Raw genomic sequence first — 19227 nt, forward strand, 5'->3', positions numbered from 1 at the left:
CGCCGATCAAGCCCGCCGGTCCGTCGCGGCACACGCGCACCCGCGCCCGGCGTCTCGCGGCGCGGGCCGGGCGTCAGGTGTGATCGGGGAACCACGAACCGTGCATGCCGGCCGGGACGCGGCGCGGGAGCGGCACGACCGCGAGCGGTGCCGCGGTGATGTCCCTCGCGTCCAGCACCAGCAATTCCGCCGCACGCCCGGACAGATCGCCGACCATCGTGAGCAGGTACCCGTCGTCCTCGGCGGTGCCGCCCCGGGCGGGTACGAACACCGCCTCGCCGGGCATCCGGCCGGGCCCCTGCCCGGCGATCCGCCGCTCCCCGGTGGCCCCGTCGTACTTGACGATCGCGTGCTCGTGCAGTCCGCCGCCGGGAAAGGCGATCGCGTAGCCGAAGCGATGCGGGCGGCCCAGCCTGCGGCCGTCGATGGTCGGGAAGTCGGTGACCAGTTCGTCGAGTTCCTCCTCGCCGGACACCCCCGAGACCGGGTCCAGGATCCACCGGTGCCGGACCGCGCCGATCAGCGGCGTATCCGGGTGTCCGGGCGCGCCCACCCACCACTTCCAACTGCTCTCCCACGAGGACCGGTCGAACCGCGGCCCTTCCAGCACGATCCGCCCGCGCGCGTCCTGGTACGCGTTCTCCACGTGCAACAGCGCGCCGGCCCGCACGTCGAACCAGGTCACCGCGGCCGGCCCGGTGCGCGGCATCACCCCGATCCGCGGCGCGTACGAGTCGCTCCAGCGGTACGGGATGCCGGAGCGCTCGGCCGGGTTGAACACCACCGGCAGGTCCAGCCAGACGACGTGATGCTCCGTCAGGCCGAAGTCGTGCATGAACGAGGGCCCCGCACCGGGGATCACCTCGGCCCGGGTGATCCGCCCCGGTGCCGACGCGACGTAGTAGGTCAGGTACGGCGGGAACGGCGAGTGGCCGAAGAAGTGCAGCTCGCCGGTGACCGGGTCCCGCTTCGGGTGCGCGGTCATCCCGGTGGTCAGCCGACCGGCGAAGTCGTACGGGCCGACCGTGCGCAACTCGCGGGTGACCTCGAACGGGAGGTTGCCCTCCTGGAGCGCGAGCAACCGGCCGCCGTGCTCGATGATGTGGGTGCCGGCGATGCTCGCGGTCGGGTGCTCGGCGCCGTCCTCGCGCACGAGCGGCGCGCCGTCCGGCATGGGAGTGCGCACCCAGCGGTTGCGGTACCACTCGGCGCGACCCTCGCGCAGTCGTATCCCGTGCAGCATGCCGCTGCCGCGAAACCAGTGGCCGGGCACGTCGCCGGGCCTGGGGTTGTGCCCGTTGCGGATGTACCGACCGTTCAGCTCCGGCGGCAGCGTGCCCCGCACCGCGAGGTCGTACCCGGTGATCTCGTCGACCACGGGTGCGAAGTGACCGCTGAGGTAGGGCTTTCGGATGCTCATGATCGGTTCTCCCCGTCGAACGACTCGGGACGACTGAAAACGACAACGATGGACCATCCACACCGCGCCCGAATGCCTCGCGGCGGCGGCCACAGCCTATTACGGTCAGTCTCCAAAGTTACGGGTAGTCACGCTTGTTAAGATCGATCGCATGCTCGATCCAAGGAAGTACGCGTGACCGCCGGCCCACCCGCCGGCCCCTCGGCGCGCTCGCCGGCCCCGAGGTGACCGGCCGGTTCGAGGGCATGGGTCATCCCGCCGCGACGCAGCCCGCCGGCACCCTGGACACTCTCGCGGACGGCTTCGGCCCGGCCTGATCGGCGGATCCGGGCATGAGGAAGCGGGCCGCGGCTCGAGAGCCCCGGCCCGCCGTTCCCTCGCGCGGATCGCCTACCGCGCGCCCAACTCCTCGGCGAGCGCGGTCGCGAACGCGTCGACGTCGCCCTCGGTGGTGTCGAACGCCGTCATCCAGCGCACCTCACCGATCGACTCGTCCCACGTGTAGAACCGGAACCGCTTCTGCATCCGCTCGGTGACATCCGCGGGCAGCACCGCGAACACCGCGTTCGCCTGCGGCGTGCGGGTCAGCGTCACGCCGTCGAGGCCGGCGACCCGCTCGGCGAGCAGGGCCGCCATCGCGTTCGAGTGCCGTGCGTTGCGCAGCCACAGGTCGCCCGCGAGCAGCGCCTCGAACTGCACCGACATGAACCGCATCTTCGATCCGAGTTGCATCGCGGCCTTGCGCAGATAACCGACGCCGCGCGCCGCGTCGGGGTTGAGCACGACCACGGCCTCGCCGAACATCAGGCCGCTCTTGGTGCCGCCGAAGGACAGCACGTCCACGCCGACGTCCGTGCTCAGCGCGCGCAGCGGCACGTCCAGCGCGGCGGCGGCGTTGGCCAGCCGCGAGCCGTCCAGGTGCGCGAGCATGCCGTGCTCGTGCGCGTGCGCGACCAGCGCGGCGATCTCGTCCGGCGTGTAGACCGTGCCCAGTTCGGTGCTCTCCGCGAAGGAGACCACCCGCGGCTGCGCGCGGTGCTGGTCGCCCCAGCCCCACGCGTGGGTGTCCACGAGTTCGGGGGTGAGCTTGCCGTCCGGGGTGTCCACGGTGAGCAGCTTGAGACCGGCCACCTTCTCCGGCGCACCGCACTCGTCCACGTTGATGTGCGCGGACGCGGCGCAGATCACCGACTCCCAGCGGTCGGTCATCGCCTGGAGACCGACCACGTTGGCGCCGGTGCCGTTGAACACGGGGAACACCTGGGCCCGTTCGCCGAAGTGCGCGCGAAAGACCTCGGTGAGGTGCTCGGTGTACACATCCTCGCCGTACGAGACCTGGTGACCCCCGTTGGCAATGCCGATCGCGGCGAGCACCTCGGGGTGTATGCCCGCGTAGTTGTCGCTGGCGAAGCCGCGCGTGTTCGGGTCGTGACGCGGGGTCAGGGGACGTTCAGGCACAGTCGTTTCCCGTTCAGATCGATTGCCGGGGTGCTCCACAGGCCGGCGATCTCGACGGCGAGATCGGCCACGTCGGTGAATCCGGCGAACTTGGCGTTGGGTCGAGCCTGCCGCATCGCGTCGTTCACGAGCGCCTTGACCACCAGGATGGTGGCCGCCGCGTCGGACTCGGCGAACGCGTCGGCCAGCGCGAGCGTCCAGGTCTCCGCGGCCGCCTTGGCCGCGGCGTAGCCCGCGTTGCCCTGGGTGGGCTGCCCGGCCGCCGCGGCGGAGACCAGCACGAACCGCCCGCGCGGGCTGCGCGCGAGTGCTTCGTGGAAGGCCAGGCTGGTGTGCTGCACGGTACGCACGAGCAAGTCGTGCAGCAGCGTCCAGTCGTCGAGCGAGTTGTCGGCGAACCGCTTGCCGCCGCGCCACCCCCCGACCAGGTGCACGAGGCCGTCCACCCTCCCGTGCTCGCGCTCGACGTCGTCCGCCCACCGGCGCGTGGCGACCGGGTCGAGCAGATCCACCACCGCGCCGTGCGTGCCGGGCGCGGCCCGCACACTCTCGTGCAATCGCCCGGCGTCCGCGTCCGCGCCGTACACGTGCGCCCCGGCACCGGCCAGCCGCGCGAGCACGGCCCGCCCGGTCGGCCCACCCGCGCCGGCGACCGCGATCACCGCGCCGTCGAGACCTTTCGTCACGCCCACTCCTCGTTCACCCTGCCGTTCACCGTCCATTGTTCGCCCCGGTGCCGCCGAACCGCTCGGCACCGATGCCCGCCGCTGCGTTCACGACGCCTCGGCCGCGTCCTCGTCCTCGTCCTCCGCCAGGCGTTCCACCGGGCTGTCCGCGGTGATCCCGCGGGTGGAGGCGATCACGTCGCGCAGCCGCCGGTTCAGCGCCTCGTAGAACATGCTCAGCGGGAACTCGTCGGGCAGCACCGCGTCCACGAGCGCCTTCGGCGGCCCGTCCATCGGCAGCGCGGCGGTGCCCTTGGCCCACACCGAACCGGGGTGCGGCGACACGTACTTGGCGACCAGCGCGTAACCGGCCAGCCAGTGGCCGACCTTCGGCCGGTCCACGCCCTCGCGGTAGAGCTGGTCCACCTCTTCGTACAACCCGAGCACCGCGCCGGTGATCCGGTCCCAGTCCACCGTCAGCCGGTTGTCCGCCCAGTCGAGCACACCCGCGCGGTGCAGGTAGGCGAACAGCAGTTGCCCACCCAGGCCGTCGTAGTTGCGCACCCGACCCCCGGTGACCGGGAAGCGGAACAGCCGGTCGAAGATCACCGCGTACTGCACCGAACGCGCGGTCGACACGCCCTCGCCGGCCAGCGCGACCGCCTCGCGGAACGCGGTCAGGTCGCAGCGCAGTTCCTCCAGCGCGTACATCCAGAACGGCATCCGCTGCTTGATCATGAACGGGTCGAACGGCATGTGGCCGCGCATGTGGGTGCGGTCGTGGATCAGGTCCCACAACACGAAGGCGTCCTGCGCGAGCTGCTGGCTCTCCACCAACTCGGCCGCGTCCGGCGGAAGTTCGAGATCGAGGCTGTGCGCGGCGGCGACCGCGACCCGACGGAAGCGGGCCGCCTCGCGATCGCAGAAGATGCCGCCCCAGGTGAACCTGGGCACCTCGCGCACGGCCACCGTCTCCGGGAAGAGCACCGCCGAGTCGGTGTCGTAGCCGGCGGTGAAGTCGACGAAGGCCACCGGCACGAACATCGCGTTGTCGTAGCGCTCGGCCTCCAGCGATGCCAGCCATTGCGGCCACACCACCCGCAGCAGCACGGCCTCGACGTTGCGGTTGGGATTGCCGTTCTGGGTGGTCATCGGGAACACCACGAGGTGCTCCAGGCCGTCGTGCCGAGCCTGCTCCGGGCGGAACGCGACGAGCGAGTCCAGGAAGTCGGGACGGCCGAAGCCGTCCGCCGCCCAGCGGGCGAAGTCGGCGACGACCGCTTCCAGGTACGCCTCGTCGTGCGGGAACAGCGGTGCGAGCCCGGTGACCGCCGACGTGATGTCGGCGACCAGCGCCCGGGCGGACGCGTGCTCGGACGGCTCGATCGAACCGTCCTTGGCCTGCAACGGACGCAGGTCGGCGACGGCTTCCTTGAGCACGGGCCACAGCGGGTGATCTACGGCGGTACGGACGGCTACGCGGGTCATGTTCGACATGGAACCCTCTCAGGAGAAAGCAGGAACCACGGTCTGAAGAACCTATGTCAAAAGAATTTAACGCCGCAAGGGCGTTCCAAACGCAATCTTATCGTCCCTGGTACGTTTTGCCCGAATAAGTTGAGAATGCTACCGAGTCACCTTCCGAGGATCGACGCCGCGCTTGGAGGAAGCCACAAGATGTGGCCTGCCCGAACCGTCGACGCCTGTGCCTATTGACCGCCGATCCGGCCCGTCCCTACAGTCTCGTTCTGATCAACGGAATATTGATTCCGCATAGCGAAATATTCGGCAGGGGAACGCCCCGGATCCGCATCCACTCCCACTGCCCGATCCTGCGATCCAGTACGTCCAATGGGCCGGGCCGTCCTACGACGGCACCCGATGTGGAGGCGCCGATCATGGGCTGGAGAACCACCAGGAAGACCGCGGGCGCGGCGGGATCGCCGGGCGACGCCGCCGGGGCGTCGCCGGGGACCGGAGCGTCGCCGGGGGCCGGAGCGTCGCCGGGGGCCGGGCCGTCGCCCGTGCACCCCGTGGACGAGATGCTGCCGCCGGGGCGCATGCTGGCCGGCGCCCTGCAGCACGTGGCCACGATGTACGCCGGGGTCGCCGCGCCACCGCTGATCATCGGCGGCGCGCTGGGCCTGTCCACCTCCGAGCTGACCACGCTGCTGGGGGCGAGCCTGCTGATCGCCGGGCTCGCCACGCTGCTGCAGACGCTCGGCTTCTGGCGGATCGGCTCCCGACTGCCGTTCGTCAACGGCGTCACCTTCGCGGTGGTCTCGCCGATTCTGGCGGTGGCCGCGGCCAAGCAGGACGCGACACTGCCGGTGATCTTCGGCGCGACGATCGTCTCGGGCGTGTTCTGCTTCCTGCTCGCGCCGGTCTTCTGTCGACTGATCCGCTTCTTCCCGCCGGTGGTCAGCGGCACGGTGATCACCCTGATCGGGGTATCCCTGCTGCCGGTCGCCGGGAACTGGTCGCAGGGCGGCGACAGCAAGGCGGCCGACTACGGCTCGACGACCAACCTCGGGCTGGCCGCCGCCACGCTGGTCGCGATCCTGGTCCTGCACCGGGTGCTGACCGGCTTCCTGCAGCGCATCGCGATCCTGCTCGGCCTGCTCTTCGGCACCCTGCTGGCCATCCCGTTCGACAAGGTGGACGGCGGCGCCCTGCGCGACCTGGCCGTCTTCGAGGTCCCGCAGCCGTTCGCGTTCGGCGCGCCGCAGTTCGACGTGTCGGTGACCGTGTCCATGCTCGTGGTGATGATCGTCTGCATGACCGAGTCGACGGCCGACATCATCGCGCTGGGCGAGGTGGTGGACAAACCCGCCGACGACCGGACGATAGCCGGCGGCCTGCGCGCCGACGGCCTGGCCACCGCGCTCGGCGGGGTGTTCAACGGCTTCGCGTGTACGGCCTTCGCGCAGAACATCGGCCTGGTCGCGCTGACCCGGATCCGCAGCCGGTTCGTGGTCGCGGTGTGCGGCGGATTCCTGGTCCTGATGGGCCTGATGCCGATCGTCGGCGGCCTGGTCGCGCTCGTCCCGCAGCCGGTCCTCGGCGGCGCGGGCGTGGTGCTGTTCGGCACCGTGGCGGTGGCCGGCATCCGCACCCTGGCCAAGGCCGACCTCGACGCCGGCCCCAACGCGCTGATCGTGGCGGTGGCCATGGCCTTCGGCGTCTTCCCGATCGCGTTCCCGGACTTCTACCACGCGTTCCCGGACAAGGTCGCGATGATCGCCGAGTCCGGCATCTCGGCCGGCTCGATCATCGCGGTCGTCCTCAACCTGCTGCTCAACCACACCGGATCCGCGTCCCGCGAAGCCGCCGACGAACCGGCGATCCCCGCCCCCGCGCGGTCCGCCGAGCCCACCGAACTGCCCAGCCGGGCCTGATCGATCGAGGACGCGAACGGCAACACCGCGACACCCCGGCCCACTCCGCTCCCCCGCGACCGGACATGGGCGTGGGCCCCGCCGAAGTACTCGACGGGGCCCACGTGTTGCCGTTCGTGCGTCAGACGGCGAGCTTGGTGCCCACGCTGATCACGTTCGGGTTGTCACCGATGACACCCGAGTTGGCGGTGTACAGGGTCTGGTAGCCACCCTTGACGCCGAGCTTGGCGGCGACGGAGGAGAGCGTGTCACCGGCCTTGACGGTGTAGCTGCCGGAGCCCGAAGCCTGCTTGCTCGCGGCCGACTTCGACGCGTCCTGCGCGGCGACGTCCTGCTTCGGCTGCACCTGGACCTTCGGCGCGTTGGCGCCGGAGTTGCGCGGTGCGGTCTCGGTCGCCGACTCGGCCTTGGCCGCGGCCTTCGGCTCGTCGGCGGACTTGGTCTTGCCGCTGGTCGAGGACTCGGCCGTGGCGGACGCGTTGCCGCCCTTGGTCAGACCGGCCTTCTGCGAGCAGACCGGCCAGGCGCCGGGGCCCTGCGCGGCCAGGACGCGCTCGGCGACCGCGATCTGCTGGGCCTTGCTCGCCTGCGCGGCACTCGCCGCGTACTCGCTGCCGCCGAAGGCGTTCCAGGTGCTCGGGGTGAACTGCAGACCGCCGGAGAAGCCGTTGCCCGTGTTGATGCTCCAATTCCCGGTGCTCTCGCACTGCGCGACCGCGTCCCACGTGGACGAGGACGCCGCGTTCGCGCTGCCCGCCATGCCCACGAGGGGAAGGACGAGACCCGCACCGGCGGCGACGGCGATGCCGGCGCGACGGCCACGAGAGAGCGAGCGAACGGGAGCGGTGATGGCACGGAAGGTCATTGATTACCTCGTCGGGCGCCTACGAAGTTAGCTGTCGGGTTCGGACGATTGGCCCGGCCTCGCCTGAAACAGGCATGGCTTCACCCCAGACATCGACATTGCCGATGCCGGCACTCACTTGGTTCCCCCGCTCCTGCCGCCAGTCGATATCGACTGCTTCCCTCGGGCGGCGGCAGGATTCGGCGTACCGCCCGGGGAGTCCGCTTGTGCGAACAACCACGAAGCTACGCACCGCGCCGCCGGGTTGGCAAACATTTCGGGCGCTTTGTGAGGTGCCCCATAGGCTGGAATAACACCGATTTGCCCGATATGTCGCCGTCCTCGCAGGTCACGGCGCCGGCGTCCACGATGCGCGGCCGCGTGGTCACCCGTGCGTCACCGTCGGGCTATTCCGTCGCGGGCAGCTCCACAGGTACGACTACCCGCTCCTCGTCCCACAGGAACGTCGCGCCGCCGGTCGCGAAATTGGCGACGTCGGCCACCGTGGCCCGGCCCTCGGGCGAATCCAGGGTCGCCTCGATACCCGCGCGGGTCGGCGCGTACAAACCGACCACCAGGTAATAGGGCGGCTGCGCGCCGGAGGGGTCCGGATCGCACTTTCCGATGGTCCAGCCGGTCAGTCCCGGCATGGTGCGGGCGAGCGGGACGTGCTTCTCCCAGTAATAGGCGTCGAACGCCGCCGGGTCCTCGGGGTGGCCATACAGCACGGTCAGCTTGTACACACGCGACTCCTCGCGGTCGTGGTGGATGTGTCCTGCCGGTGGTGCCCTGTGCGCCCGGCGCCCGGCGCGGGACGCCGCGTGCGCCCCGCCGGTGCCGCCCCGCGTCCGGCACGTGGTGCCCGGATTCGTACGGCGCGGCGCCTACCGGGCTCCGATGCCCTTGAACGCCCGCGCCTGCTCGGTGATGGCGATCTCGGTCGGCAGCCGTTCCATGCTGGAGGCGCCGAAGAAGCCCACCACGCCGGTGGTGTGCGCCAGCACGTACGCGGCGTCCTCGGGCTCGGCGATCGGCCCGCCGTGGCACAGCACCAGCACGTCCGGGTTCACCTCCGCCGCCGCGTCGCGCATCAGCTGCACCCGCTCCACCGCCTGGTCGAGCGAGACCGCGGTGGTCGCGCCGATGTTGCCCTTGGTGGTCAGCCCCAGGTGCGGGACCAGGACGTCCGCGCCGGCCGCGGCCATCGCCCGGGCCTGCTCCGGGTCGAAGACGTAGGGCGCGGTGAGCAGGCCGCGCTCGGCGGCCAGCCGGATCATCTCCACCTCCAGGTCGTAGCCCATGCCGGTCTCCTCCAGGTTCTGCCGGAAGACACCGTCGAACAGGCCGACCGTGGGGAAGTTCTGCACGCCCGCGAAGCCCATCGCGGCGAGCTGGTCCAGGAAGTGCGGCATGATCCGGAACGGATCCGTGCCGCACACCCCGGCCAGCACCGGGGTACTCCGCACCACCGGCAGCACCTCGCCCGCCATCTCGACCACGATCGCGTTGGCGTCGCCGTACGGCAGCAGCCCGGCGAGCGAGCCGCGGCCGGCCATTCGGTAGCGGCCGGAGTTGTAGATGATGATCAGGTCCACGCCGCCGGCCTCGGCGCACTTGGCCGACAGTCCCGTGCCCGCGCCCGCGCCGATCACGACGCCGCCCTGCTCGACCGTCCTGTGCAGTCGGCCCCGCGCCTCGCGTCCGTCCATCTCAGTCCACACGTCCCTTCGTGATCATCTCGTGCAGTCGATCCGCCGCCGCCGTGGCGAACGCCGGATCGTTGATGTCCGTCGCCGCCTCGTGCAACTCCACGGCGCTGCCCGCGAGTCCGGACCGCAACTCGTCGAACAGCGCCTTGTCGGCGACGGAATCGTAGAAGGGCGCGCCCTCGACGTCGATCGCCGAGACCCCGCGCAGCGGCAGGTAGAGGGCGGTGGGACCGGTCGCGGCGATCAGCTTCGCGGCGATCCGCCGACCCAGCTCGGCGTTCTCCGCCGGCGTGGTGCGCATCAGCGTCACGGTCGGGTTGTGCACGTACAGCTTCCGCTCCTCGAACCGCTCCGGCACGGTGTCGCGCGGGCCGAAGTTGACCATGTCCAACGCACCCACGCTGACCACCTGCGGCAGCCCCATGCGCCCGGCCGCGGTCAGCCGCTCGGGGCCCGCGCTCAGCACCCCGCCGACCAGGTCGTCGGCCAGCTCGGTGGTGGTCAGGTCGAGGATCCCGGCCAGGAAGCCCGCCTCGGCCAGGTTCTCCATCGAGGTGCCACCGGCGCCGGTGGCGTGGAAGACCAGCACCTCGTAGCCCAGTTCGGTGAGCCGCTCGCGCGCGGCGTCCACGGCCGGCGTGGTCACCCCGAACATCGACGCGGCGACCAGCGGACGGCCCTCGCCGCTCACCCCCGCGACCGCCGCGCGATCCTCGGCGTAGCCGCCCGCCATGCCCGCGATCGCGTCCGCCGCGTTGCCCAGGATCCGCTCGGAGAGCCGGTTTATCCCGGCGATGTCCACGACGCTGTACATCATCGTGACGTCCACCGCTCCGACGTAGGGCGACACGTCGCCCGCGGCCATCGTGGAGACCAGCAGCTTGGGCACACCGACCGGCAGCGCGCGCATCGCGTGGGAGGCGATCGCCGACCCGCCCGAGCCGCCCATCGCGAGCACACCGTCCACCCGGCCCTGGTCGAACAGCTCGCGCAGGATCGACGCGGCGCCCTCGGCCATCGCGGTGGTGGCCGCGCCCCGGTCGGCGCGGGTGCGCAGGTCGGCCAGATCGGTGCCGGCCGCCGCCGCGACGTCCGCGGCCTGCACGTCGGCCTGGGCGAGCGACTCGCCCAGCACGCCCACGTTCATCAGGACCACCTCGGCCCCCCGGGCCCGCAGCCGGTACGCCAGCCACGCGTATTCGGATCCCTTGGTGTCGAGCGTTCCGATCAGTACGACGGTGGGCATCGGTGCCTCCGGTGGTGTCGGTACGGCTTGCCGGGTTGACTCTTCGGCGGCGAACGGCCGCGCACAGTAACCCAACCGGATGATCATGGCGATTGAAAGCACCGTGCGGTAGGACGGGGGGCGAGTTCCGAAGTTTTGGCACGTCACGGAGGTATCGATGGCGGAGGAACCGGACGCACGGGTCGCAATCGTCGCGGGAGCCGGCGACGGCATCGGGCGCGCCTGCGCGCTCGCCCTGGCCCGGGGCGGCGCGGATCTGGCGCTGGCCGCCCGACGACCCGAGCCGCTGGCGCGACTCGCCGAGGAGATCGGCGGGCTGACCGGCCGTCGGGTGCTCGCGATACCCACCGATCTGGCCGACCAGGCCGAGTGCCGGGCGCTGGTGGACACCGCGGCCCGGGAGTTGGGCCGGGTCGACGTGGTGGTCAACGTCGCCACCTACAACCCGTCGGGGCGGCTCGAAGACCTGGATCCGGCGGAATTCCGGCGGGCGTTCGAGATCAACGTGCTCGGCGTGCTGGCCGTCTCGCGTGCCGCGCTGCCGTACATGCGCGCGGTCGGCGGCGGCTCGATCGTGCAGATCAGCTCGGAGGCGCCGCGCGCGAAGCCGGCGAACCTGGGCGCGTACGCGGCGACCAAGGCCGCGATGGAGGTCGCTTCCGGCGTGCTGGCCAAGGAGGTCGGCCCGGACGGCGTACGGGTGAACGTGGTGGTCGCGGGCTACACCGAGAACGCCAAACTGGCCGCGTACATCGCCGACATCGCGGCGCGTCGACAGGTGCCCGAGGCCGAGGTGCGCGCGGAGATGACCAAGTCGTCGGCGCTGCGCCGGATCACCCTGCCCGAGGACATCGCGGAGGCGGTCGCGTTCCTGTCCTCGCCCGGAGCCAGGGCGATCACCGGCACGGTCACCCCGGTCACGTCGGGCGTGTCCTTCGGCTGACCCACCGCGGCGCACGCCGGCCCGTCACCGGCCCGCCCCCGGCCGGACACGGGCCCGCGCGGGCGCGTCGGCGGCGTGCCGCCCGCCCGTCCGCGGCGCTTCGCCGGCACTCGGCGGCGCGTCCCGGACCCGTTCAGCGCAGCTTGAGCGCCAGGAAGAAGTCCACCTTGTCCTCCAGCCGGGCCAACTGACGCCCGGTCAACTCCTCGATCCGGCCGATCCGATAGCGCAGCGTGTTCACATGTACGTGCAACCGCGCCGCGCACCGCGTCCAGGACCCGTCGCAGTCCAGGAACACCTCCAACGTGCCGACCAGATCGGCCTGATGGCTCGCGTCGTACGCGCGCAGCGGCTCCAGCAGGCGCCCGCGGAACGCCCGCCGCACGTCCTCCGGTACGGCCGCCAACAGCGCGACGTGCGAAGCGAGTTCGGCATGCCCGACCACCTCGACCCGACCGGACCTGGTGGCCGCGATCCGGCCCGCGTGCCAGGCCTCCTCCAGCGCGCCGCGCAGCCCGTCGGCGCGGGCCACCCGCGCGCTCACCCCGATGTGCACCCGCATACCGCTCGCGATGGGCCCCTCCAGCGCGGCCAGCCGCTCGCGCAGCAGCCGCGTGGTGGGGTCGGGTTCGCCGCCCTCCTGGTCCTGCGGAGGCTCGCCGGGGATCAGCGCCACCGCCCCCGGCCCGGTCGCCGACACCAGTGCGTCGCTCGGTTGATCCGCCAGCGCCTCCTCCAGCAGCACCCGGGCCAGCCGCCGCGCGTCGCGCGAGGGCAGGTCCGGGATGGTGGCGGTGGCGAACTGCCAGCAGGTCTCGCCGGAGTCGTCCGGTTCGGCGACCCGCAGCCGCGCGGCCACCTCGACCGGATCGGCTCCGGCCGCGAGCAGGTTGAGCACGTCCTCGGACAACCGCCGGGTGCGTCGACGCTGGTCCTCGACCCGCTCCCGGCCCACCGACACCAGCCGGACCAGCTCGCCCAGCAGCGTCTGGTGGCGGTCCGGCCAGTCGGTGACGTCGTCCTCGACCGCGAGGAACCAGTCGCCCCACGCGTCCGGGTCGGCCGAGCCGCCCGCCTCGGGCACCGGAAGCAGCGAGAACGAGCGCCCGTCCACGCGATAGCGGAACGGCACCCTGGCCCTGCGCTCGCGGGCGGCGAAGTGCGCGCGGGCCATCTTGACCCGCAGCCCCGGCGCCAGGTCCGGCCCGCCCGCGGCGGCCTGGCGCCCGGTCAGCGAGAGCACCCAGCAGTGGATGTCGATGTCGGCCGCGATCAGCCCGAGCACCCCGTCCAGCCCCGCGCCGCCGGCGGCGGCCTGGACCAGGCGCCGGTGCCGGTCGACCACCGCGGTCAGGTCGCCGGCCCGTTCGGCGGAGATCCGGCGGATCACGAACTCGGTCAGATGCGCGAAGGAGAGCTCCTCCTCGACCGCGAACAACGGCAGGTGGTGCCGCTCGCAGGCCTGCACCAGATCCGCCGGGATGTCGCCGATCTCGGCCTGCCCGGCGGCCAGCGCGGTGGCCCCGCCCCTGGTCAGCACCCGGACGAAGCGCTCCGAGTCCTCCGGAACCGAGCGCCAGCCCATGCCGGTCAGCACCAGCGCGCCGGCCGTCAGGTACCGGCTGGGGTCGTGCAGGTCGGTGGTCATCACGGCCCGCACCGCCCGGTCCAGCTCCCCCTGCCCCACCAACAGCCGGATCCCGGGTATGCCGGTACCGGCTATTCCGTCGCCGAGAAGCGCGCGCAATCGCATCGACGGCCCCCTCTCGATCGAGCCTGCGTGGCCTGAGCGCACGTGGCGGATCCGTCATACCGGTTCGACGTCCGGACGAACACTTGGAGAAAAGTACGGGAACAACGCCCGCTTGACACGCCTGGGTCATGTCTTTGGTGGGTACTCACAGTGACCCTCGTCTCGGTGTACTGGTGCGCACCCTCCGCTCCACACAACCCGAAGCGAAGCGCCCCCGCGACGGGTACAAGGACGGTAGGGCCATACGCAAGGCAGAAGGAGACACCCGTCATGGAATTCCTGCGGCCCGCGACGTGGGAGGAGGCGCTCGCCGTCAAGGCGCAGCACCCGTCCGCGGTCCCGATCGCCGGTGGCACCGACGTGATGGTCGAACTGAACTTCGATCGGCATCGTCCACAAGCCCTCTTGGATCTCAACCGTATCCACGAGCTGCACACCTGGCAGATCGAGGACGACGACACCGTGCGTCTCGGTGCCTCCGTGCCGTACGCGAAGATCATCGACTCGCTGCACGACCGGCTTCCGGGCCTGTCGCTGGGCGCGCGCACGGTCGGGTCACCACAGATCCGCAACCGGGGCTCGGTCGGCGGCAACCTCGGCGGCGCCTCGCCCGCGGGCGACGCGCACCCGCCGCTGCTCGCGTCGGGGGCGACCGTCGAGGCGGCCTCGGTGCGCGGCACCCGGCTGATCCCGATCGACGACTTCTATCTCGGGGTCAAGCGCAACGCGCTGGAGCCGGACGAGCTGATCCGGGCGATCCACATCCCGTCCGCGACCGGACCGCAGCAGTTCGCCAAGATCGGCACCCGCAACGCGATGGTGATCGCGGTCTGCTCGTTCGCGGTCGCGCTGCACCCGCGAGCCCGCGACGTGCGCACCGGGATCGGCTCGGCCGCACCCACCCCGCGGCGGGCGACCGAGGCCGAGGCGTTCATCCGCGCCGAGCTCGAGGACACCGGTCTGTGGACCTCCGGCGCCGAGCTGCCCGTGGCCACCGCCAAGCGCTTCGGCGAACTGGTCGCACAGGCCGCGGCGCCGATCGACGACGTGCGCGGTTCCGCCGCCTATCGGCGACACGCGCTGGCCGTGATGGCCCGGCGCACCCTGATCTGGACCTGGAACGACCACCGCACCACCGGGAGGGCCGCCGCATGAAGGTCACATTCACCGTGAACGGCCGCCCGACCGAGGCGGACGACGTATGGGAGGGCGAGAGCCTGCTGTACGTGCTGCGCGAACGGGTCGGCCTGCCCGGTTCGAAGAACGCCTGCGAACAGGGCGAGTGCGGCTCCTGCACGGTCTACCTCGACGGCGACCCGGTCTGTGCGTGTCTGGTCGCGGCCGGTCAGGTGCAGGACCGCGAGGTGGGCACGGTCGAGGGCCTGGCCGACGGCGACACCCTGGACCCGGTCCAGCAGGCGTTCGTGGACGCGGGCGCCGTGCAGTGCGGGTTCTGTACGCCGGGGCTGCTGGTGCAGACGCACGACCTGCTGAACCGGGCGCACCACCCCTCCGACGCGGAGATCCGCGAGGCGCTCTCGGGCAACCTGTGCCGCTGTACGGGCTACGAGAAGATCATGGACGCGGTCCGCCTCGCCGCCGCCCGCAAGGCCGACGCCCGCGAAACGGCCTCGGCCGTACCGGAGGACTGAGCCATGGCCGGTGTGACCAAGCCGAAGAACCTCCAGGACGTGACCGCGCCCGGCCGGGACGGCATCGGCGCCTCGCCGCTGCGCCCGGACGGCATCCTCAAGGTCAAGGGCGACTTCGCCTACTCCTCGGACCTGTGGCACGAGGACATGTTGTGGGGCATGGCCCTGCGCAGTCCGCACGCCCGGGCCCGGATCCTGTCGGTGGACGTGTCCGGCGCACTCGCCCAGCCGGGTGTGTACGCGGTGCTCACGCACGAGGACATCCCCGGCGCCAAGTACTACGGCCTGGAGATCCAGGACCAGCCCGTGCTGGCGATCGACGAGGTGCGCTTCCACGGCGAGCCGATCGTGATCGTCGCGGCCGACCACCCCGAGACCGCGCGCCGCGCGGTCGCCAAGATCGTGGTCGAGTACGACGTGCTGCCCTCGATCGGCCCCATCGAGGCGCTGGATCCGGAACGGTTCGGCTATGTTCACGCACCGGCCGACTACAAGGCGCACGCCTTCGGCAACATCGTGCACAGCCAGCACATCCACCACGGCGACGGCGATTCGGCGCGGGTGCGCGCGCTCGCGGACGTGATCGTGCGCGGCGAGTACGAGGTCGGCATGCAGGACCAGGCGTTCCTGGGTCCGGAGTCCGGTCTCGCGGTGCCCGCCGAGGACGGTGGCATCGACCTGTACATCGCCACCCAGTGGCTGCACGTGGACCAGCAGCAGATGTGCCCGGTGCTGGGCCTGCCGCCGGAGAAGGTCCGGCTCACCCTGGCCGGCGTCGGCGGCGCGTTCGGCGGGCGCGAGGACATCTCGATGCAGGTGCACGCGTGCCTGCTCGCGCAGCACACCGGCAAGCCGGTCAAGATCGTGTACAACCGCGAGGAGTCCTTCTTCGGCCACGTGCACCGCCATCCCGCGACGATGGTGTTCGAGCACGGCGCCACCCGGGACGGCAGGCTGGTCTTCGTCAAGGCCGAGATCGTCCTGGACGGCGGCGCCTACGCGTCCGCCTCGCCCGCCGTGGTCGGCAACGCGGCCTCGCTGGGCATCGGGCCGTACGTGATCCCCAACGCGGTGGTCGACTCGATGGCGGTGTACACCAACAACCCGCCGTGTGGCGCGATGCGCGGTTTCGGCGCGGTGCAGATGTGCTTCGGCTACGAGACGCAGATGGACCGGCTGGCCGAGGAACTGGGCCTGGATCCGGTCGAGTTGCGTCGGATGAACGCGATGGAGCAGGGCTCGGTGCTGCCCACCGGGCAGGCCGTGGACGCTCCGGCGCCGGTCGCCGAGCTGCTCCGGCGGGTCAAGGAGATGCCGCTGCCGAAGGTGGAGAACTGGCGTACGGCCGACGGCCCGGACGTGCGCGAGCTGCCCGGCGGGCTGTCCAACACCACCCACGGCGAGGGCGTGGTGCGCGGGGTCGGCTACGCGGTCGGCATCAAGAACGTCGGCTTCTCCGAGGGTTTCGACGACTACTCGACGGCCCGGGTCCGGCTGGAGGTGATCAACGGCGCGCCGGTCGCGCTGGTGCACACCGCGATGGCCGAGGTCGGCCAGGGCGGGGTCACCGTGCACGCGCAGATCGTGCGTACCGAGTTGGGCGTGGACCAGGTGACCATCGCGCCGGCGGACACCCGGGTGGGCTCGGCGGGTTCGACGTCCGCGTCCCGGCAGACGTACATGACCGGTGGCGCGGTCAAGCTGGCCGCCGAAACGGTGCGCGCCGCGGTGCTCGCCCGCGGTCGGGCTCGGTACGGCTGGGCGCCCGCGTCCACCGCGGGCCTGCGGCTGTCCGGCGGCAAGGTGGTCAACGCCGCCGGCGAGGTCGTCGCCGACCTGGTCGAACTGCTCGGCGACGAGCCGGTGGACGAGACCACCGAGTTCCACCACCGCCCGACCGAGGCGTTCGACAAGGTCACCGGGCAGGGCTTCGGGCACGTCCAGTACACCTTCTGCGCGCACCGCGCGGTGGTGGACGTGGACGTGGAACTGGGTCTGGTCAAGGTGATCGAGCTGGCCGCGGCGCAGGACGTCGGCAAGGCGATCAACCCGCTCGCCGTGGTCGGCCAGATCCACGGCGGCAGCACCCAGGGATTGGGCCTGGCGGTGATGGAGGAGATCATCGTCAGGGACGGCAAGGTCCGGAACCCCTCGTTCACGGACTATCTGATCCCCACCATTCTCGACACCCCGCCGATGCCGGTGGACGTGCTCGAACTGGCCGACCCCAACGCGCCGTACGGGCTGCGCGGGGCCGGCGAGGCACCCACCCTCTCCTCGACTCCGGCAATCGTCGCGGCGATCCGCGCGGCGACCGGCCTCGCGCTGAACCGGGTACCGGTTCGGCCGGAACATCTCACCGGGACCTGAGACACCGTCAGTTCTGGTTTCAAGACCGTAGTACGGTCCCGGCGGCGGCGCAGACGCCTCCCCCGGGGCCGGACCGGCCCGACTCCGCACGGCCGATCGCCGTGTCGTCGAACGGACGCGCCCCCACGCAGGAAAGTCGTCGCACTCGCCTGCCCGAAGCATTCGGGCAGCCCCGACGCGGCGACCGGCTCCACCCCAACAACACCTAAGACACTTGGGAGTGGGAAGTGGCTCAGACCTCGGTTCCGACGGAACCCGGCGAAAATCCCCCGCATCCGCCTCACGGATCCGGGGCGACCCTCACCGGAGACCCGTCGCCCCCGCCCGGCTCGGCCGGCTCGGGCGCCTTGGACAAGTACTTCAGGATCAGCGCGCGCGGCAGCTCGGTGGGCCGCGAACTGCGCGGCGGCCTCACCACGTTCATGGCGATGGCGTACATCCTGCTGCTCAACCCGATCCTGCTCGGCGGCAAGGACGTCAAGGGGCATCAACTCGACCCCGCGCAGATCACCACGATGACCGCGCTGGCGGCCTTCATCACCACAGTCGCGATGGGCCTGATCGGCAACGTGCCGCTCGCGCTCGCCGCGGGCCTGTCGGTGGCCGGCGTGGTGGGCAACCAGGTGGCCGCCGAGATGACCTGGCCGCAGGCGATGGGCCTGTGCGTCATCTACGGCCTGATCATCATGTTGATGGTCGTCTCGGGTCTGCGCGAGCGGATCATGAACGCCATCCCGATGGCGCTCAAGCACGCGATCACCATCGGCATCGGGCTGTTCATCGCGATGATCGGCCTGAACAAGGCCGGCGTGGTGACCGAGAACGCCGCGCCGGGCGGACCGCCGGTCACCCTCGGCCCGGCCGGTGAGCTGGCCGGCTGGCCGGTGCTGATCTTCGCGGTCACGGTGATCAGCATCTTCCTGCTGATGGCCCGCAACATCCGCGGCGCGATCCTGATCGGCCTGGTGTTCGGCACGCTGCTGGCGATGGTGGTCAACGCGGTCGTCGACATATCCGACAAGACCTGGGGCGGTGGCGTCCCGAACCTGCCGGACAAGGTGGTCGACGCGCCCGACTTCGGGCTGTTCGGTGACGTGAGCGTGTTCGGCGGCTTCGCCGAGGCCGGCGGGATCACCGCCTCCGTCCTGGTGTTCACCCTGGTGTTCGCGGGCTTCTTCGACGCGATGGCGACCATCATCGGGATCGGCAACGAGGCCAAGCTCGTGGACGACAAGGGTCGGATGCCCGGCCTGTCCAAGGCCCTGGCCATCGATGGCGCGGGGGGCGTCATCGGTGGTGTGACCAGCTCGTCCGGTCAGACGGTGTTCATCGAGTCGGCCACCGGCGTCGGCGACGGCGCGCGCACGGGTCTGTCCAGCGTGGTCACCGGCAGCATCTTCGGCCTGATGTTGTTCTTCACGCCGATCGCCGGCGTGGTCCCGGACCAGGTCGCGGCCGCGGCCCTCGTGGTGATCGGCTCGATGATGATCACCCAGGTCAAGCACATCGACTGGGACGACAAGGCGGCGGCGATCCCGGCGTTCCTGACCATCGTGCTGATGCCGTTCACGTACTCGATCACCGCGGGCGTCGGCGCCGGCGTGATCGTCTACACCCTGATCAAGGCCGCCCAGGGCAAGTTCCGCGACATCGGCCCGCTGATGTGGGTCCTCACCCTGGCGTTCCTCGTGTTCTTCGCCCTGCATCCGATCAAGGAGTGGTTGGGCGTCAGCTGACGTGCCGACCGCGCCACCCACACCCCAGGAGAC

Annotated in this window: 16 protein-coding genes and 1 riboswitch; of the genes, 7 read left to right on the top strand and 9 right to left on the bottom strand. The window is 71.2% G+C overall.

What is annotated here, in order from left to right; translation table 11 throughout:
• Positions 1–73: 73 nt before the first annotated feature.
• Positions 74–1420, bottom strand: coding sequence for a carotenoid oxygenase family protein (locus ACWCPW_RS00350; protein ID WP_449759337.1), 1347 nt, complete (start codon positions 1418–1420; stop codon positions 74–76).
• A gap of 134 nt (positions 1421–1554) precedes the next feature.
• Between ACWCPW_RS00350 and ACWCPW_RS00355 the strand changes: the two genes are divergently transcribed.
• Positions 1555–1737 (top strand): hypothetical protein, encoded by a 183-nt coding sequence (locus ACWCPW_RS00355; protein ID WP_449759338.1) that lies wholly within the window; start codon positions 1555–1557, stop codon positions 1735–1737.
• Positions 1738–1810: 73 nt separating this feature from the next.
• Here the strand turns inward: ACWCPW_RS00355 and ACWCPW_RS00360 are convergent, their stop codons facing one another.
• From ACWCPW_RS00360 to ACWCPW_RS00370, 3 genes are read right to left on the bottom strand one after another with little or no spacing between them, the layout of a single operon-like run.
• Entirely contained in the window at positions 1811–2878 is a 1068-nt protein-coding gene (locus ACWCPW_RS00360; protein WP_449759339.1) for a threonine aldolase family protein, read from the bottom strand.
• Positions 2860–3600, bottom strand: a complete 741-nt coding sequence (locus ACWCPW_RS00365) for an SDR family NAD(P)-dependent oxidoreductase (RefSeq protein WP_449759340.1) — start codon at positions 3598–3600, stop codon at positions 2860–2862. Before ACWCPW_RS00365 ends, ACWCPW_RS00360 begins: the two co-directional genes overlap by 19 nt.
• 51 nt (positions 3601–3651) lie before the next feature.
• Positions 3652–5040 (bottom strand): DUF6421 family protein, encoded by a 1389-nt coding sequence (locus ACWCPW_RS00370; RefSeq protein WP_449759341.1) that lies wholly within the window; start codon positions 5038–5040, stop codon positions 3652–3654.
• 545 nt (positions 5041–5585) lie between these two features.
• On the opposite strand from ACWCPW_RS00370, the gene ACWCPW_RS00375 reads away from it, so the two are divergent.
• Positions 5586–6941 (top strand): nucleobase:cation symporter-2 family protein, encoded by a 1356-nt coding sequence (locus tag ACWCPW_RS00375; protein WP_449759580.1) that lies wholly within the window; start codon positions 5586–5588, stop codon positions 6939–6941.
• A 121-nt stretch (positions 6942–7062) separates the two neighbouring features.
• Here the strand turns inward: ACWCPW_RS00375 and ACWCPW_RS00380 are convergent, their stop codons facing one another.
• From ACWCPW_RS00380 to ACWCPW_RS00395, 4 genes are all read right to left on the bottom strand, one after another.
• Positions 7063–7806, bottom strand: coding sequence for a transglycosylase family protein (locus tag ACWCPW_RS00380; protein WP_449759342.1), 744 nt, complete (start codon positions 7804–7806; stop codon positions 7063–7065).
• Positions 7807–7971: riboswitch (cyclic di-AMP (ydaO/yuaA leader) on the bottom strand.
• A gap of 221 nt (positions 7972–8192) precedes the next feature.
• Positions 8193–8528, bottom strand: coding sequence for an EthD family reductase (locus ACWCPW_RS00385; RefSeq protein WP_449759343.1), 336 nt, complete (start codon positions 8526–8528; stop codon positions 8193–8195).
• 141 nt (positions 8529–8669) lie between these two features.
• Positions 8670–9494 (bottom strand): phosphoenolpyruvate hydrolase family protein, encoded by an 825-nt coding sequence (locus ACWCPW_RS00390; RefSeq protein WP_449759344.1) that lies wholly within the window; start codon positions 9492–9494, stop codon positions 8670–8672.
• 1 nt (position 9495) lies between these two features.
• Complete coding sequence (locus ACWCPW_RS00395) at positions 9496–10740, bottom strand: Tm-1-like ATP-binding domain-containing protein (protein WP_449759345.1); 1245 nt, start codon at positions 10738–10740, stop codon at positions 9496–9498.
• A 157-nt stretch (positions 10741–10897) separates the two neighbouring features.
• Between ACWCPW_RS00395 and ACWCPW_RS00400 the strand changes: the two genes are divergently transcribed.
• Positions 10898–11683, top strand: coding sequence for an SDR family NAD(P)-dependent oxidoreductase (locus ACWCPW_RS00400; RefSeq protein WP_449759346.1), 786 nt, complete (start codon positions 10898–10900; stop codon positions 11681–11683).
• A gap of 133 nt (positions 11684–11816) precedes the next feature.
• Here the strand turns inward: ACWCPW_RS00400 and ACWCPW_RS00405 are convergent, their stop codons facing one another.
• Positions 11817–13436, bottom strand: a complete 1620-nt coding sequence (locus ACWCPW_RS00405) for a PucR family transcriptional regulator (RefSeq protein ID WP_449759347.1) — start codon at positions 13434–13436, stop codon at positions 11817–11819.
• Between the two features lie 270 nt (positions 13437–13706).
• Between ACWCPW_RS00405 and ACWCPW_RS00410 the strand changes: the two genes are divergently transcribed.
• The 4 genes from ACWCPW_RS00410 to ACWCPW_RS00425 all read left to right on the top strand — a co-directional run bounded on the left by ACWCPW_RS00410 (position 13707) and on the right by ACWCPW_RS00425 (position 19194).
• Positions 13707–14591, top strand: a complete 885-nt coding sequence (locus ACWCPW_RS00410) for an FAD binding domain-containing protein (protein WP_449759348.1) — start codon at positions 13707–13709, stop codon at positions 14589–14591.
• On the top strand, positions 14588–15088 hold the full coding sequence (locus ACWCPW_RS00415; RefSeq protein WP_449759349.1) for a (2Fe-2S)-binding protein: 501 nt from the start codon (positions 14588–14590) through the stop codon (positions 15086–15088). The genes ACWCPW_RS00410 and ACWCPW_RS00415 overlap by 4 nt, the downstream gene beginning before the upstream one ends.
• Before the next feature lie 3 nt (positions 15089–15091).
• The gene (gene pucD, locus ACWCPW_RS00420) at positions 15092–17458 is read left to right on the top strand and encodes a xanthine dehydrogenase subunit D (protein WP_449759350.1); all 2367 of its coding nucleotides are present in this window, start codon (positions 15092–15094) and stop codon (positions 17456–17458) included.
• Positions 17459–17805: 347 nt separating this feature from the next.
• Positions 17806–19194, top strand: a complete 1389-nt coding sequence (locus ACWCPW_RS00425) for an NCS2 family permease (protein ID WP_449759351.1) — start codon at positions 17806–17808, stop codon at positions 19192–19194.
• Positions 19195–19227 lie beyond the last annotated feature (33 nt).

The organism is Embleya sp. NPDC001921, assembly GCF_053594475.1.